This is a genomic window from Algoriphagus aquaeductus (genome assembly GCF_003253485.1).
GTDB classification, from domain to species: domain Bacteria; phylum Bacteroidota; class Bacteroidia; order Cytophagales; family Cyclobacteriaceae; genus Algoriphagus; species Algoriphagus aquaeductus.
This window is the reverse complement of the sequence record NZ_QKTX01000001.1, coordinates 162,203-177,703: the sequence shown is the minus strand read 5'-3', so window position 1 is coordinate 177,703 and position 15,501 is coordinate 162,203. Positions and strand designations below refer to the sequence as shown.

Annotated in this window: 15 protein-coding genes; 7 read left to right on the top strand and 8 right to left on the bottom strand. The window is 39.5% G+C overall.

The annotated features are described in order from the left end of the window. The first annotated feature begins 11 nt into the window (after positions 1–11). On the top strand, positions 12–317 hold the full coding sequence (locus CLV31_RS00770; protein WP_111390971.1) for a helix-turn-helix domain-containing protein: 306 nt from the start codon (positions 12–14) through the stop codon (positions 315–317). Then, the gene (locus tag CLV31_RS00765; RefSeq protein WP_111390970.1) at positions 314–1,162 is read left to right on the top strand and encodes a reverse transcriptase family protein; all 849 of its coding nucleotides are present in this window, start codon (positions 314–316) and stop codon (positions 1,160–1,162) included. The genes CLV31_RS00770 and CLV31_RS00765 overlap by 4 nt, the downstream gene beginning before the upstream one ends. 40 nt (positions 1,163–1,202) lie before the next feature. Here the strand turns inward: CLV31_RS00765 and CLV31_RS00760 are convergent, their stop codons facing one another. The 7 genes from CLV31_RS00760 to CLV31_RS00730 form a co-directional block, all read right to left on the bottom strand. Then, a complete protein-coding gene (locus CLV31_RS00760) occupies positions 1,203–2,177 on the bottom strand; it encodes a lysozyme inhibitor LprI family protein (RefSeq protein ID WP_111390969.1) in 975 nt (324 codons plus the stop codon). A 50-nt stretch (positions 2,178–2,227) separates the two neighbouring features. Next, positions 2,228–4,837: a DEAD/DEAH box helicase gene (locus tag CLV31_RS00755; protein WP_111390968.1), complete on the bottom strand. Its 2,610-nt coding sequence runs from the start codon at positions 4,835–4,837 to the stop codon at positions 2,228–2,230. Further along, positions 4,837–5,838, bottom strand: coding sequence for a virulence RhuM family protein (locus CLV31_RS00750; protein ID WP_111390967.1), 1,002 nt, complete (start codon positions 5,836–5,838; stop codon positions 4,837–4,839). Before CLV31_RS00750 ends, CLV31_RS00755 begins: the two co-directional genes overlap by 1 nt. 2 nt (positions 5,839–5,840) lie before the next feature. After that, complete coding sequence (locus CLV31_RS00745; RefSeq protein WP_111390966.1) at positions 5,841–7,484, bottom strand: site-specific DNA-methyltransferase; 1,644 nt, start codon at positions 7,482–7,484, stop codon at positions 5,841–5,843. Positions 7,485–7,505: 21 nt separating this feature from the next. Next, entirely contained in the window at positions 7,506–7,703 is a 198-nt protein-coding gene (locus CLV31_RS00740; protein WP_111390965.1) for a helix-turn-helix domain-containing protein, read from the bottom strand. A 100-nt stretch (positions 7,704–7,803) separates the two neighbouring features. Beyond that, complete coding sequence (locus tag CLV31_RS00735) at positions 7,804–9,942, bottom strand: KAP family P-loop NTPase fold protein (RefSeq protein WP_111390964.1); 2,139 nt, start codon at positions 9,940–9,942, stop codon at positions 7,804–7,806. Between the two features lie 145 nt (positions 9,943–10,087). Next, positions 10,088–10,309 carry a hypothetical protein gene (locus tag CLV31_RS00730; RefSeq protein WP_111390963.1) on the bottom strand — a complete coding sequence of 74 codons (222 nt, stop codon included), beginning with the start codon at positions 10,307–10,309 and terminating at the stop codon, positions 10,088–10,090. 338 nt (positions 10,310–10,647) lie between these two features. On the opposite strand from CLV31_RS00730, the gene CLV31_RS00725 reads away from it, so the two are divergent. Together CLV31_RS00725 and CLV31_RS00720 are read left to right on the top strand one after the other, a co-directional pair. Continuing rightward, complete coding sequence (locus tag CLV31_RS00725) at positions 10,648–11,130, top strand: MarR family winged helix-turn-helix transcriptional regulator (RefSeq protein ID WP_111390962.1); 483 nt, start codon at positions 10,648–10,650, stop codon at positions 11,128–11,130. Next, on the top strand, positions 11,127–11,366 hold the full coding sequence (locus CLV31_RS00720; RefSeq protein ID WP_111390961.1) for a YgjV family protein: 240 nt from the start codon (positions 11,127–11,129) through the stop codon (positions 11,364–11,366). The genes CLV31_RS00725 and CLV31_RS00720 overlap by 4 nt, the downstream gene beginning before the upstream one ends. Before the next feature lie 89 nt (positions 11,367–11,455). Here the strand turns inward: CLV31_RS00720 and CLV31_RS00715 are convergent, their stop codons facing one another. After that, the gene (locus CLV31_RS00715) at positions 11,456–12,232 is read right to left on the bottom strand and encodes an NUDIX hydrolase (protein WP_111390960.1); all 777 of its coding nucleotides are present in this window, start codon (positions 12,230–12,232) and stop codon (positions 11,456–11,458) included. 208 nt (positions 12,233–12,440) lie between these two features. On the opposite strand from CLV31_RS00715, the gene CLV31_RS00710 reads away from it, so the two are divergent. The 3 genes from CLV31_RS00710 to CLV31_RS00700 all read left to right on the top strand — a co-directional run bounded on the left by CLV31_RS00710 (position 12,441) and on the right by CLV31_RS00700 (position 15,476). Next, positions 12,441–13,523: a hypothetical protein gene (locus CLV31_RS00710; RefSeq protein WP_146250843.1), complete on the top strand. Its 1,083-nt coding sequence runs from the start codon at positions 12,441–12,443 to the stop codon at positions 13,521–13,523. A gap of 42 nt (positions 13,524–13,565) precedes the next feature. Beyond that, the gene (locus tag CLV31_RS00705; protein ID WP_111390958.1) at positions 13,566–14,522 is read left to right on the top strand and encodes an alpha/beta hydrolase; all 957 of its coding nucleotides are present in this window, start codon (positions 13,566–13,568) and stop codon (positions 14,520–14,522) included. A gap of 69 nt (positions 14,523–14,591) precedes the next feature. After that, a complete protein-coding gene (locus tag CLV31_RS00700; RefSeq protein WP_111390957.1) occupies positions 14,592–15,476 on the top strand; it encodes a hydroxypyruvate isomerase family protein in 885 nt (294 codons plus the stop codon). Positions 15,477–15,501 lie beyond the last annotated feature (25 nt).

Genomic DNA, 15,501 nt, shown 5'->3' with positions numbered 1-15,501 from the left:
CACATTCTACTATGAATATTGGAAAAACAATCAAAGACCTTCGATTAAGGAAAGGGTTTAATCAGGGGGAGTTTGCAAATAAATGCGGACTATCTCAACCATATCTATCATTAATCGAAAAAGGTAAGAAGGAACCCACCTTAGGGCTATTAAAGGATATCGCCCAAAATTTATCTATACCAACACCAATTCTTGTTTTTTTATCTTTAGATATTAACGATGTTGATGATTCTAAAAAGGAAGTCTACCATTTTTTAGAGGATACAATGAAAGATGTTATATCCAAAGCATTCCTATCTGATCCTTTAAAAAATTGAAAAGTAGAATCAAAGATCTCGCCTTTGCCTTAAAAGTTCCACCAAATGAGCTCAAGTCTCTATTTGATTCGATAGAGGAAGATGATTCTAGATTTTACAAGCAATGGAATGAGGTAAAAAAAGACAAATCAGGAAACCCGAAAATAAAAGGCGGGGTGATTCAAACAAGACCGATAAATGCTCCTGTTGAAAAATTAAAGCATGTTCAATCAAAAATTTTGCAGTTATTAAGTACAAACTTCCCTTTACCAGATTATTTTTTCGGAGGAGTAAAAGGAAAGGATGCAGTTAAGAATGGTAGATTTCATCAGGGAAATAAATTCTTCTTCCAAGCAGATTTTAAAGGATTCTATACATCCATACATTTTTCATGGGTAGAAAACGCCTTGAGGAAAAGAGGCTTTTATCCCGATGTGGCTAGACTAATAACCAGGATTTGCACTACAAAAGGAAGTATCCCTCAGGGATGCCCGACTTCTTCTTATTTAGCAGCTATGGTTTTAGAAGACAGATCTAGCAATATTTTTCAGAGCTACATAGGCCTAGGATATAAGGTTACAGTCTATGTTGATGACATTACAATCTCTTCCCCAGTCGACTTTAAGGATCAAACTTCTAAAATACTAGAGGGATTAAGGGAAGCTGGATTTCAAATAAGCTTTGATAAATGTTCCTACAAAACAAGAAATCCTGAGGTAACTGGAGTTATTGTCAAAAACAATGGAATTTGTGCAACGAGCAATGCATATCGTTCTTCAAGAGACAAAACCAAATCAGAAGCTTCTAGATCAGGCCATAAAAACAGAATTGCCTATATTAAGAAAGTATCCAAGAAAAAAGATTGAATTTGGCCTTTACTTTGAAGTATTTATATAAATAATGTACTTATACCAAGGCCGTCAATATCTCCTCAAGCTCTAAAGCTCTTTGTCTAATCCTATTCATAAAAGAAATAGAGGCAATAAACATTCCTTCGCGTCCAACTTTGAATTGCAAATCATCAAAAGAAAAAACAAGATTCCTGTCAATTTCGAGCTGACTTTCCCAGTGTTTCTGAGAATCTTCGAGCATAGCTTTTTTGCTTGGATCTAGTTTTCGCAATAAAGTATTGAAAACATTGTTCAGTTCTTTTTCCCAAAGATCTCGATGTTTATTGATGCATTCTCCCCATTCAACATTAGTCACCCACTCACATTCTTGGAATGATTTGTCTATCCAGTGCTCCTTTGCTTCAGGATTAGAATGGGAAAAATTACCTCCCCTATGTTCGACTTTACTCTCAAGAGATTCAATGATTTTGGGTCCGACTTCAATTATCCATTTTGCCGTCCTCTGATCATATTCCACTCCATGCGAAGCTTGATTCAACACCCCAATCATGTCTCTTAAAACACTTTCCTCTTCAATCGGAATAATATGATGGGATGCAAGCTCCCTTAAAAGATTGTTTATGCCCAACTTCTGGGTCTTTAGATCATATTTTAAAGCAATACTTCGTAGGCACTTTTCAATATCAAGTCTTAAGCTCACCAACGCCAGTTCTTGATTTTGTTCAGCTAGCTCAACAAATAGCCTTTTCCCAGCCTCTTCTTCTCCCGGCTCTTTTTTTACATCTTCAGAACTAATTAACCCTACCTTTTGGGCTTCCTCTTCAAGTTTTCGCAATTCTTGAAATTCAAGTTTTAAGCCACCGGGCAACTCTACAGATTTGAAAAGTGTCTCAACCCATGGAATAACAGCCAAAGCCAATAATGAAACCGTAATAAGATCAATATTGATCTTTGGAAAAAGAAGATGCAGAATAGCGAGCGTAGACGCTGCTATTGTCACAACTACCTTTACTGTCTGTTTTGATTTCATGCATTTAATTTTAGGCTACCGACTGTTTTTGAGAATTGTACTTCCGAAGACTATATATCCTTAATGATCTTCAAAAAGTCCTCAAGCTTGTAGGCCCCATCTACCGTACGTCTTTCATACACCATAAAATACCGGAAATTATTTCCCGCTTTACTTGCCCAAAACGCACCCAATCGGATCTTTTGCTCAGCATCCAAATGGTCTCCTTTTGTCTCCAAAAGGACAGTCTTACCGCTCTTCGTTTGGATGATAAAATCAGGATAGTGGTTTATAAAGCCATTAATCCGGAAGCCTTTTCTGTCAATATTGCGTGACCAAAATGCGATATTACTCATGTTCCCGATTTCATTAATTACCTGCTCTTCAAATCCATTCATCTTCCCTTCTTTCTCATAAAGGGATTTGGTGATGTCCTTAGCCGTATCCCCAGGGGAAATGCTTTTGGGCAGTGAGTAGGATGATTTGATGAAGACCTTATCCGTATCCAAAAAGTCTTTGAACTTTTGTTCAGCGTAAGATTCAGAAAGCGCGGTAATTTTTTGCTTTATCTTATCCTTATAGGTGTATTCGTTGTTTGCGAAAGCAGAAAACTGCTCATCAGTGAAGTCCTCTAAGATCCGATTGATGTATTTCTCTATTTCCCTATCAGCGATAGGATACATGTTCCCAATCAAATCCATGATCCTCCTTGTAAAATTCTTAATCCTACTCTCTTTTCTGGCTGGATCAAGTAGATAAGTCATGACACTTTCTTTGACTACTCCATCTAAGCGAACAAAAGTAGGGGTATGTTCCTTTTTAGTCTCGTCCAAATCTACCTTGTAAAGCTCCGAAGTGATGGTGTCAAAAGCGATGTTGGTATCGGCTTTACTCAAAGCAAAGCCTTCCAATAAGTTTTCCTTTTCTAAAGGAAGTTCTTCTACCCCTAAGCTGAATAAATCGTTGGAAGGCACCTTGAGATAGAACTGGGGGAGATTTACTTTCTCCGCCTCCTCTATAAAAACCTCTTTTATCGTATATCTTTTCACCAATTTTTGGATTTCGTTGGGCAATACTGGAACACCACTGGATTCCATTTCAGTGACTGCTTTTTCAAAAGCTTCGTTTTGTTCAATCGCCGTGTTTTCAATTTCAGATACCGATTCCACTTCCGGGGAATCGTCCGAAACTAAAATTCTTGACACATCAATATCTGAAGTGATATCCTCATCTGATTCCGGCTGATTTTGAGTCACACCCAGAGATGGAATTAAGGTAAGCTCTTGTAAAGGATCTGCCGGTTTAGCAGGTTCTACGGCAGTGGAATCAGCCAACTTATAATCTTTGTCACTGAATCCCGCCTTGTTCAGCCCCTTTACAATGTTGTCCAGCGTCTCTAAAAATCTGGAAGAAGCGGTCAAAACATAGCTTACATTAAGCAAGGGGAATTTGTGCTTCATAACGTAAGGCTGCCTCAAAACACGACCCAAAATCTGCTCCACGTCCACTGCCGAACTCTTGTCTGCCAGAGAAGCCAAAATATAGGCAAAGGGACAGTCCCACCCTTCCTTAAGTGCATTTACCGTTATGATGAATCGTACTTCACAGTCCCGACTCATCAAGTCGATATTCTTTAATTCATTTAGATTGGCAGTCTTGATTTTGATTTGCTCCTCCGGAATTTTTAACTCGATGAGCTTCTCCTTCAATTTTTCGAAAGTTGTATTATCATCCGCATTTCGGGGTTGGGCTTGAAAAAGCACAATCGGACGAATGTATTTCCCTCCGTTTTTCTCTTCATCAAGTGCCTGTTTCTCAAGTCGCCTTTGTAGTTGCAAGGAAGAGTTGATCACTTCAGTCTTATCCTGGTGATTGTACACAATCACCGGAAGTTTCACCATGTTCTCCTTTTTCAGATCCAGTGCATCTATGAAGCTGATGATATTGCTGTTTTTTCGTGGTGTAGCAGTCAGGTCCAGGATAAAGCAAGGATTGATTTCCTTCAGCATATCCACACTCAGATCACTTTCTGCGTTGTGACTTTCATCTACCACCACCACCGGATTCAGGTATTTGATTACCGCCCCCAGCGTGATCTCTTCATTCTTATCCAGTAAGCTCTCAAAGGATTGGAGGTTTCCATTTTCTTGAAAAACCTTTCTGTCTTCTTTGTTTTTGGCCTTTAAACTATCAAAGCTAAACACCATGATGTTCAATTGCTCCTTCACCGAGGTTGCATTGAATCCGCTACCCTGAAGCAGGGTGGATTTATCAAAAACCTCAACTTTGTTTCCAAAGTGAGAATTGATTTTTTGTCTATAGGGGTGAGATGGATCTTTAAGATTTTTGATGGTCTGTTCCAAAATGGTAATGGAGGGAACCAGCCACACCACAGCTTTTGGCTTGTCATAGTTAAATGCATCAAAAATGGTCTTGATGGCATTGCAGGCAATAAAAGTCTTTCCTCCTGCTGTGGGTACCTTCAGACAAATATGGGGTACCCGAGGCACATTGTTTTTGTAAGGCTCAATGGCTGTTCCGGGGAAAGGCATCAATGGCGTTTTGGGATGAGCTGACCAAAAATTATGAAATGCCTTTGCCGTGTCCTTGGTTTCTTGCACGTTCTCCAGGAATAGAGACAAATCATTGATGACTTCTTGTTGATAGGGCTTCAGTTCCATTACTTCTTCTTCAATTTTTTCACTTCCTTGTCAAAGTCAGAGATGATTTTTTGCGTTTTGTTAAACTCATCATATTCCTTCACCGCTTTTTTGTCTGCCTGTAGTTTAGAAATCCGGCCTTTACCCGAAAGGACTCTATATTCATTAAAAGTCAAAAATTTGTTGACGCTTTCTGCCAAGCCTTCCATGGTAAAGGTGTTTTCACGCTCGATCAGCCCTTCGATGTAATCGAAATATCCGGTCACGGTTCTTTCCAATTGTTGGATCTCTTTTTCCTGAAGGTAATTCTTGGCGATGATCACATCCGACTTTAACACTCGGCCATCGGGGCTATTTTTCCAAGTGGTTAAGCCCATGTTTTCTTTTTTGGCGTTAGCTGAGAGATGAATAATTTCAGCGGCCGTCTTACCCGTGATGGCAAAATGAAATTTATTCTGAACCATCGCATAAAAATTCTTGGTGATCTCCGACTTAGGATCATAATCGATGCTGCATTCTGCAAAAATGTCTGTCACCTGCTGGTATATCCTTCGTTCGCTGGCACGGATGGATCGAACCCTGCGGAGCAACTCCTTAAAATAGTCCTTACCAAAAGCGGTAGTCCCCTGCTTTAATCGCTCATCATCCAACACAAACCCTTTGATGATAAATTCTTTTAAGGTTTGGGTCGCCCAAATCCTGAATTGGGTTGCTTTGGATGAATTGACTCGATACCCGACTGAGATAATTGCGTCCAGATTATAGAATTTCTGTTTTCTTGAGACCTGACGATCACCTTCCTGCTGAACTTGTAAAATTTCTTTACAAGTTGCCATTTCGTCCAATTCACCACTTTCAAATATGTTTTTGAGGTGAATGGTGATGTTTTGGGTGGTAGTGTCAAAGAGCAAACTCATTGCTTTTTGAGTCAACCAAACACTTTCATCCTGAAGGTAAACCTGCACTCGTACTTCCCCGGAAGGGGCGGTGTAGAGCAAGAAATTATTTTGGTGGTCGCTCATGCTTAAAATCTGGTAATGTCTCTAGGTATCTTCTTAAAAATGATATGGTGCTTTACCATAAACTCTTTGGTTAGCAAACAAATGTCGGCGTAGATCACATATTGCTCAGCTTTGGTCTTGATGCTTGCCAGGAAGCTATGGTCCAGTGTAGTAATGGCCTCTGATTCGTAATAGAAATAGTAGGAAGTATCGTTATGCTTCCCAAGAAAATGGACATTGTCCTCCAGCTTTTCTTCCTTCAAGGAAGTTTTGGTTTCAGTGTACCATACATAGTTTCGGATTTTTGGCAGCCCAACAGATTCATTGAGATTTCCGACTTCATCAAATAGTGGCTGACCCAATTGGTAGAAATCGAAACTACCGCCTGTGCCTTCTACCGACTTTTTGTCTTCGCCATATCCATTGATTACCCGCTTCACCCGCTCCGCGGTAATTGTCTCTGCATAATCCTCCATTTCTATGCAGATAAATTTTCGGTTTCCCCCATCTTGTTTATTCAGATTAAGCACCGCATGCGCCGTGGTACCTGAACCGGCAAAGGAGTCGAGGACAATATCTTCCTCATCCATTCCAATCGTCAATATTTGCCTTATTAGCATTTCAGGCTTAGGAAAATCAAAGATTGATTTTCCTAATAAATCCGTGATTTCTTTAGTGCCTCTTATTGAATGGAAATTTTTATTATCCCAGGTGGTCTTTGCAGTTTGAGTCAGTTTCCTTTCTTTCTGAAATATCCTTATTTCATTATCGTTGCCACGATAAGCAACCAAATCGGATTTTTGATTTTTGGCCTTGTCTTTTCCCCATCGCCAGACACTTTCAAGACCATCTACGGTGCTTGCAAAAACCTCTTTCCAATCGTCAACGGGTTCAACACTTACTTCAAATAAACCATTTTCATCAGGATTATTAATATTTACATAAAATGGATACCTAAGATTTGGTCGGTTATTTGAATTAAATGACTTTACGTTTCGATTTCTTAATCCTTTTAGGTTAAACCCGCCATCCTTATCGAAATAGGAATATTTTGTTCCTTCTATTTCAATTTCATTCAAAAATAACTCAGATGCCTTTTTTGCAAAAACTAAAATATATTCATGCGTTTTTGCAAAGAATCCATATCGTCTTCCTTCAGGTTTTACAACAACCGTAATTGTTGAAATGTAATTTGCTTCTCCGAAAATCTCATTACAAAAACATCTTAAACTTGTTATCTCATTTTCATCAATTGAAATGAAAATAGCCCCATCCTCTGAAAGTAGCTTATGAAGTAATTTCAATCTTGGATACATCATACAGAGCCATTTGTCATGACGGCTTAGATCTTCACTTTCTTTTCCCACCACTTGCCCTAGCCACTTTTTTATTTTGGGGTCATTTACATTGTCGTTATACACCCATCCTTCATTTCCGGTATTGTATGGAGGATCGATATAGATGCACTTGATTTGGCCTTCATACTCCGGAAGTAGAGCCTTGAGGGCTTCCAGGTTGTCCCCGTGGATGATTTTATTGCCGCTTTGCGTTTCGTTGCTGGTTTGCGTTCCGTTATCAAATCCATAGCTATGCTCCAGTACCTTAAAAGGCACGTCCAGGTGGTGATTGATTACTTTTTCCTTTCCTATCCAGTGTAGTGTAGGCATTGGTTTAAATTAAAGCTGGTTTTAAAAATTTTGGTTAGACTTGATAAGTTCTTTCGGGTCCACGCCCAATATTCTAGCAATCTCAAAGAGAACCTCCAATCGTGGTTGGTGCCGATTTTGGACATAGCCATTGACCATATTGTAGCTTTTACCGAGTTGTTCGGCAAGCCAAGTTTGGGTAATCCCTTTTTCCTCAAGCACTTCTTTGATCCGGTTCATTCCTGAAATTCGTCAGAGACTAAAAATAGAGAATTATTGGGAATATCTCGTTTTTTGAGATAGAAAGGTGACTAAAAAAATTTTAATAGAGAGCTGGCCTTTATTCACTTTGAGCAACATCTAAACTGTACCAATGCTCAAATTGTCTTAGAATGTTAATATCAGTTTGACTATTATCATATCGATCATTAAACTTTGCTTTTTCTTTTGAAATTTCTTCCCCAAAAGAGGATTCCAAGATTCTATGAATGTATTTTTTGTCTAAAAAAGTTATGACGTATTCATAATATTCTTTAGTAAATGTTGACTTAAAAGGCTCTGGATGATTGGAACTTCTAGCTGTAGGTGTAAATGACCAAAGTAATTCCTTTATTTTCTTTGGATCATTATCGATAATCTTCTTTAGGTAGCTTTGTAATTCTTTCGGTTTTTCATCTCTCCAGATTCGAAGTAGGTAACCAGAATGATCAGGATAGGCCAAAAAAAGTGGTTCTCCCTTAGAATCCTCTACAGCTCTCATTCTAAGAGTTGATTCAAGTTTCACATACTGATCAGGAGTAAATATTTTTTCTTCTTCAGTATCTCCTACTCCAATCCAATTAGTGACTTCAAAGGAGAATTTTATAGGAACTGGGTTTACCATAAGGGAACTGGCGAGTTCAAAACATTCGTCTCTGTTCTCATGCTTCTTCATTATTTGATAAATAAATATTGCTGCTTGAGAAAGAGCCCCATCCATTCCGAAACTGAAATAGAATGAGTCATTTTTTGGGAACGTATCTCCCATTTGAGCAAGCGACAATGATAATTTTCTTGAAATATTCCAAGGCAGTTCCTCTTCTAGACTTCTGACCTTATGAAGAAAATTATCAACAGAACTATCCTTTATCAACTTCTCGATTTGCTTTGTCAAATCGTCTATTGATGAATCATTTATTGAATTGAAGAAAGAATCAAATTGAATATCAGAAAGCTCTCCCTCAATAACCGTATAAGAAAAATATCTTTTAAAATAACTAGTTGAAACGATTCGCTTATGCTTAAACCAAATATTTGTGCCTTCATGCAAGAAGTTACTATTAAAAGCCTCATTTAGTCTTGGAAACAAATCATTTAAAAGATTAAAAACGTTTTCTCTTTCCCTTCTGGAAAAATCTTTCGATAGTTCATTCAAATGTTCTTGGAGAAGTTCAGCTCTCTCTTTGTATTCTCTTGAATCTCCAAATTCCATTTGTCCCCCATAGGAGGATAGAAAAAAATGAGGATTGTCTTTAACAAACAAATAATGAGTTGGGTAAAAGATTTTCAGCGCCTCAATAAGCATAAGATCGACATGATTCACTTCTCCTTTGAGAAGAGGCATAGAAAAGGACAATGTGTTCCCATATCTCACCGCAAACCGTGGAGTTTTCAGTTTTAACAACACATTCTCTGAAAATACTGAAACGAATCGCTGAGCCTCTTCTTTGGTAAGCTCTAACCCACTACCATGCAAAGCTTTATCTACTAATTCAAAGCAATATTTTTTAAGTGCATCAGGTTGAGCTTGCGGGACCTTTAAGGGAACCTGAATAATCTTTTCAAGAAAATTTTCTCCTGATTTTTGACTTCCTTCACCAAACCTACTTCCAATAGCAGAAGCGACCATTTGTTCATCAAAAGAAAGAAGATATGTAGTATTGGTAAAATCTGCTGTCAGTTTTACAAGTTTAAAAAGAGTGAATATTTCCGACCTATCTAAACGATCAATATCATCCACAAAAATTACAAGCTTGCGTCGACTTTCCTTCAAAAATTCATCTATTCGGTTCTTTAAATCCTCTAGGTTAACATCGGCAATTGACTTTCCAATTCCAGAGGCATCTACCCCAAATATTCCGCCGAGGCTACCATATTTAGAGATGAAATTCCCCAATTTCTCCTTTTGATTCTCTAGTTCTCGACCAAGAATTGTAGCAATTTTGCCAAAGAATTTTTTTAAAAGGGTCTCTTCGTCCCCGTATCGCCAAGGATTTAGTTTTATGGTTAGGACGGATTCTTGAGATTCGAGTTCTTGGTTGATAAAATTCAAAATGGAGGTCTTTCCTTCCCCCCAAGCACCATATAAGCCAATTACGATACCATCAGAACTCTCTCTCTGAACTATGGATTCAGAGATTCTCTTTGAGAATTCATACCGCTGAAATCTATCATCAGCTTTAGCTGAAACTGGTTTATCTGAAGAAAAATTTATGTCCATTTTGTACAGTTATTTTGTCAAAGTAATAAATAGTCAGAATAATACCGGAATGAATTAGTGTTAAAACCTACTTCAAGCTATTCAAAAACAAATTTTTCTCGGTAAGAAAACCTAGACCCTCAAAAAAAGCCCCGAAGGGCTTTTCTCAAGATTCTTCCGAATCCGGTTCTTTGACGGAAATGTAAACCGTGTGGGTTTTTCCGTACTGGTCAGGTTCTTTTAGCTTGGCGACATTGAACTTGACGAAGGTTTCTCCTTCATATTTGAAGGTGTGGTTTTGAAGCTCGGCCATATTCAGGCTCACTTCCACAATGTCCATGTTTTCGACTTGCTTTCCTTTTCCGATGTACTTTTTTGAGAATGCCATAGTATTTTGGTTTTAGTTAAAATTTATGCAGGTCATTTAGGATGGCCGGGAAAGTGATGAAAATTAGAATTGAAAAACTGGGAGGCAGTCCGTAGGAAACCCTGTTTTTAGGAAATTCTGCTGGAAGCCTCAATTTTTTAAAACTGACTGGCAATCCGACCTTTGTGCATACAATTGGACAAAACCGGAATAAGGCATTCCATAGGTAAAGTTTCCAAGAAACACTGGGATTGTTTTTTGGGATACCTGATAAAAAAATTTTAATCGGCTTCGATTAAATGTAACCGGTTACGTAAAATATTGCATTATATTTGTGTAACTGGTTACATAATGGAAGTATGGAAGATTTTCTAACCTTATTAGGCCATGAAGGATTGGCGGGCAGGCTCAAAAGATTGAGTGATGAGCTGCTTTACAGCACGAGGGATTATTATAAATCTGTTGGCTTGGACATCGGCCCCAACTGGCATCTCGTTTTCCTGCTTTTTGAAAAAAAGGAGGAATTGACAATTACTGATATTTCTGAAGCCCTCAACATGTCCCATCCGGCCATTGTCAAAATCGTCAGCAGCATGAAGGAAAAAGGCTACCTGCAAAATAAAAAGGATGAAAATGACGCCAGGAAACAAAATTTGATGCTTACAGAAAAAGCCAAGTCCAAACTTCCAGAATTTAAAAAGCATTGGGAGGCAGGGATACTCACCATGCAGCAATTAGTCTCAGACAGTCCAAATTTTTTAGAAGAGCTAAGCTATGTTGAAGCAAAATTTAAAGAACGCAATTATAAAGAGAGAACCTTCGAAAATTTCAAAGCAGGATGAATTGGGTAGCAGAAACAATGGGATACCTGGCTATTGGGGCAGGTTTTTATGCCATCTCCAAAAAGGACATGGCTAAGTTTAGAGTTTGGCATCTGATCTCTAGCGTCTTCTATACACTCTATGGATTTTTTCTCATGGCTTTTCCTTTAATCATTGCCAGCGTGGTATTTTGTGTGATCCATGTCTATCATCTGAGAAAATTGAGATTGGATAAGGTTAAGGTTCCAAATCCATGATTTCATGACAGGCGTAAATTGACCCGATTAACCTGACTTAGTTTATCAAGGTCAATTTATCGGGTTACTTTTTCGGAAAGTGCTAGCCATCAATTCGCATGGATAATCCCCTGCTTTAGCGCCTCCTCGTAATTTTCCTTTTCAAACTGGTAAAGGAAAGGTGATCGGTGGGCTCCTATGGACCGCTGTTCGTCCAGTTTCTTGATAATTCCCAATGTCATCATCTTTCTCAAAAAATTCCGCTGATCGAGTTTTTTGTCCAAAATCGTTTCGTAGAGACTGTGAATTTCAGGAAGCGTGAACTTTTCAGGAAGAAGATTGGAGCCAATCGGCTGATGATACAGTTGAAGGCGAAGTGTTGTCAAGGCCTTGTCCACGACCTCATTCTGCTCAAACAAAAGCTCGGGGATCTCATCGATACCAAACCAATGGTAATCGTAGGTGAAAAAATCAGTGGTCACATTCACCTTTGAGTGATCCACCAAGGAAAAGTAACTGATGGACAGCGTTCGTTCAAATAGCCAACTTCCTTTCAAAATATCCTCACCTTGTTCTTGAGTAATTTCCTTTAGGCTTTGCTCATGCGTCCGGTAATGTGAATCTCCAAAGGTGTAAAATTGCTGAAGAAAGACATTTTTTAGCCCGGTACGCTCTTCCAAAATCCGGTTGGCTGCTTGGCTAATAGGTTCCTCCCGCTTAATGTAGCCTCCTGGCAATCCCCAGCCTTCCAATCCCTTCCATTTAAGGAGTAAGATTTTAAGCTTTTGATCACTATAACCAAAAATTACCGGATCAATCGAAACATGCGGCAAATATTGCTTATGGCCGTTTTTGATAAAGTCTAATAGCTCTTCTTGTGAATGCATGACCAAAGGTAAAATTTTTTATTCCGTTAATTTGACGGATTGATAAAAACTTTCTTTACTTTTATTCCGTCATATTGACGGATTGATTTTGTTTCAATTTCTTCTTTCGAATTCTCCATTAGAAACAACAATGAAAAATCACACGCAAATTTCTTTTACACAACAGCTCAGGAATTTCAAGAAAATCATCCTTCCCATTTTACTAATCATGTCCCTGCCTGCCCTAGGCCAAAAGCCCAAGCTTTCTTTTTTTACCGAACTGCCATCTGTGGAATTGGAAGCATTGTTTGCTGATTCTACAGTGATTTCCGATTTGCATGCGATGGAGGCAGAAATTCGAATGGGGATACTTGATTTTTCTCCTGAACGGGTTCGAGTGGTACAGCAACTCAACAGGGAGGGAATTCCTGTGGTCGGATGGCTGCTTTTGCCTAAAGAAGAGGGCTATTGGTTTAATATGGAAAACGGGGCTGATGCATTGCAGCGTTATGAAGATTTCCAAGAGTGGACCTTGGCCAACAATCTACAATGGGCAGGGGTGGGAATCGATTTGGAGCCAAGTATGGAGGACATTGTATTGATGACCAACAACCCTCGGGCCGCCATGAAAAAGGCTTTCGGACGTCTGTTTGACTCTTCCCGAATAGAAAAAGGCACTGCCGATTATCAAAAGGTGATCTCCAGGATCAAATCAGATGGCTATGCGCTGGAAAGTTACATTCTACCATTTCTTTTTGATGAGCGGGAAGCCAATTCAAGGGTCTTTCAGCGGGTAACTGGTATCCTAGACATACCGTCTGATTTAGAAATCCCTATGTTGTACAGCAGTTTCTACGGTCCAAATGGGGCGGCATTTATTCCCTTGTATGGAAAAGGACTTAAGGCAGTTGCAATCGGAAGTACAGGAGGAGGAGTAGAAATCGAAGGAATGACTCAAATTCCACCTACCCTAAGTTGGGAGGATCTGGAGCGTGATATCATCCTTGCCGGGAATGTTGTAGAACAGGTTCATATATTTTGTCTCGAAAGCAGTGTAGAGAGAGGATACCTCCCAAAAATAAAAGACATCGATTACAGTCAGCCTACTCCTGACTTATCGGCCAATATCACCCAATTAGACCAAACAAGATCAAAAATCCAATGGGTCCTGACCCTGTTGAATTATCCGATTTTGCTCTCAATTATAGCTTTGTTAATTCTTGCCTTGATCCTAGGATTTTTGGTTTGGTTGACTAAAAAGGCAATCCAGCTTTTCAAAACCAACCAGCATTTGGATGACTTGGTCAACTAAGTCTAAGAAATCAAAAAATCAAATCCATATAACCTCCATAAAATGAAAAAATCACTCGTATTCCTTCAGTTTGTAAATTTTTTGGTTTTTGGCTCACATGCACAAAGCAGAGTTGAAAAAGAAACGTTTGTGTATGCCGAGAAAGATGGTGCTTCGCTTCACTTGGATAAATATGTGAACAAGGATGTTCTTTTCGAAGGTGAAAAACCGGTTTTAATTTATGTTCATGGAGGAGGTTTTTCAGTAGGTAATCGAGTCAATGCCTTGCAAATCCAATATGCCAAGCATTTTACAGAACAAGGCTTTGTATCCATCTTAATGGATTACCGCTTGGGAATCACTCCAGGTTTGGAAGCAGGTCAGGATGAAATAATGCATGCGGTTTCCATAGCTACAAGTGACCTGATTGATGCTACAGCTTTTATCCTTAAACATGCTGAAGAGTGGGGAATTGACCCCGACAAAATCATTATTTCTGGGGGCAGTGCTGGTGCGATCACCTGCCTAAATGCAGTGTATGAAATCAGTTCGGAGGGAGAAGGTTCCAAGCACCTTCCGCAGGATTTTAACTATGCCGGAGTGATATCTCATGCTGGAGCAGTCATAGTTTCTCAAGACAGCCTAATCTGGAAAAGAACCCCAAGTCCCATGTTGCTCATGCATGGGAATAAAGACATGCAAGTGCCTTTTGACTCATACTCCATCGAGGGAAATCTTTACGCCGGGTCCAATTACATCAGTAAGCAACTTCGAGAAATGAATGCTCCATTCTGGCTCTATGAAGAGGATCAGGCGGACCATATTGTGGCACTAAAACCACTGCAATACAATTTTTCAGAGATAGATGCCTTTATCGAAAAGTTTGTAATGAAAGGCCATAAGGCCTCTGTCCATACGGTTTGGAAAGATGAAAAACCAGGTACGATGGATGCCATGATGGAATTAGTACCGCTATATCTCATAGGTTGGGGAAAAACAGATGAAGAAGTTGCGAACTAGAATTATAAAACTCCAAGCCTTAATTGAAACGTGTTTTAAATATTAAAACAGACATAAAATTCCACCGCCATGACTACTAAAATTTCCCGTAGAGGAAGCCTTCAAAAAATTGCCAGAAGCCTCGCTTTAACTACTCTTGGTACTTCCCTATCCTTTCGCCTGGAAGCAGCAGACAATGCCCTAGGCCCTGATCTGAAAGGAAACATCAACCACTCTGTTTGTCGCTGGTGCTATCGGGTCCCACTGGAAGATCTTTGTAAAGCTGCAAATGAAATCGGCCTTCAATCCATTGAACTGGTCGGGCCCCAAGAGTGGCCAACACTTGCCAAATATGGACTGACCTCAGCTTTGCCTTGGGGTGCTGACCTGGGCATTCCTAAGGGGTTCAACGACCCACAGTACCACGATGCCTTGATAAAAAAATATGAGGAAGTAATTCCTCTGGCAGCCCAAGCGGGATTTAAGCAAATCATCTGCTTCTCCGGCAACCGAAACGGCATAGACGATGAGCAAGGTTTGGAAAATGCAGCTATAGGATTAAAACGCCTGATGTCTTTCGCTGAAAAGCACCAAGTAACCTTAGTCATGGAACTGCTCAACAGCAAGGTAGATCACAAAGACTACATGGCTGACCACACTTCTTGGGGAGTCGCTTTGGCAGACAGGATCGGTTCAGACCGCTTCAAACTCCTGTATGATATCTACCACATGCAGATCATGGAAGGAGATGTAATTGCCACTATCAAAAAATACCATCCTTACATTTCCCATTACCATACCGGTGGCGTTCCTGGACGAAATGAAATCGATGAGACACAGGAATTGAACTATCCTGCCATCATGAGGGCAATTGTGGAGACCGGCTACAAAGGATTCGTCGGCCAGGAATTCATTCCAAAGCGTGAAGACAAGCTCGGTTCGCTCAAGCAAGGGGTTGAAATCTGCGACATTTAATCCCACTTTTTCTTGACCGATATCT

Bases quoted from the DNA above. Each gene is read 5' to 3' on its own strand.
- CLV31_RS00770 (WP_111390971.1), top strand. From the start codon at position 12: ATGAATATTGGAAAAACAATCAAAGACCTTCGATTAAGGAAAGGGTTT.
- CLV31_RS00760 (WP_111390969.1), bottom strand. From the start codon at position 2,177: ATGAAATCAAAACAGACAGTAAAGGTAGTTGTGACAATAGCAGCGTCT.
- CLV31_RS00755 (WP_111390968.1), bottom strand. From the start codon at position 4,837: ATGGAACTGAAGCCCTATCAACAAGAAGTCATCAATGATTTGTCTCTA.
- CLV31_RS00750 (WP_111390967.1), bottom strand. From the start codon at position 5,838: ATGAGCGACCACCAAAATAATTTCTTGCTCTACACCGCCCCTTCCGGG.
- CLV31_RS00745 (WP_111390966.1), bottom strand. From the start codon at position 7,484: ATGCCTACACTACACTGGATAGGAAAGGAAAAAGTAATCAATCACCAC.
- CLV31_RS00740 (WP_111390965.1), bottom strand. From the start codon at position 7,703: ATGAACCGGATCAAAGAAGTGCTTGAGGAAAAAGGGATTACCCAAACT.
- CLV31_RS00735 (WP_111390964.1), bottom strand. From the start codon at position 9,942: ATGGACATAAATTTTTCTTCAGATAAACCAGTTTCAGCTAAAGCTGAT.
- CLV31_RS00730 (WP_111390963.1), bottom strand. From the start codon at position 10,309: ATGGCATTCTCAAAAAAGTACATCGGAAAAGGAAAGCAAGTCGAAAAC.
- CLV31_RS00725 (WP_111390962.1), top strand. From the start codon at position 10,648: ATGGAAGATTTTCTAACCTTATTAGGCCATGAAGGATTGGCGGGCAGG.
- CLV31_RS00720 (WP_111390961.1), top strand. From the start codon at position 11,127: ATGAATTGGGTAGCAGAAACAATGGGATACCTGGCTATTGGGGCAGGT.
- CLV31_RS00715 (WP_111390960.1), bottom strand. From the start codon at position 12,232: ATGCATTCACAAGAAGAGCTATTAGACTTTATCAAAAACGGCCATAAG.
- CLV31_RS00710 (WP_146250843.1), top strand. From the start codon at position 12,441: ATGTCCCTGCCTGCCCTAGGCCAAAAGCCCAAGCTTTCTTTTTTTACC.
- CLV31_RS00705 (WP_111390958.1), top strand. From the start codon at position 13,566: ATGAAAAAATCACTCGTATTCCTTCAGTTTGTAAATTTTTTGGTTTTT.
- CLV31_RS00700 (WP_111390957.1), top strand. From the start codon at position 14,592: ATGACTACTAAAATTTCCCGTAGAGGAAGCCTTCAAAAAATTGCCAGA.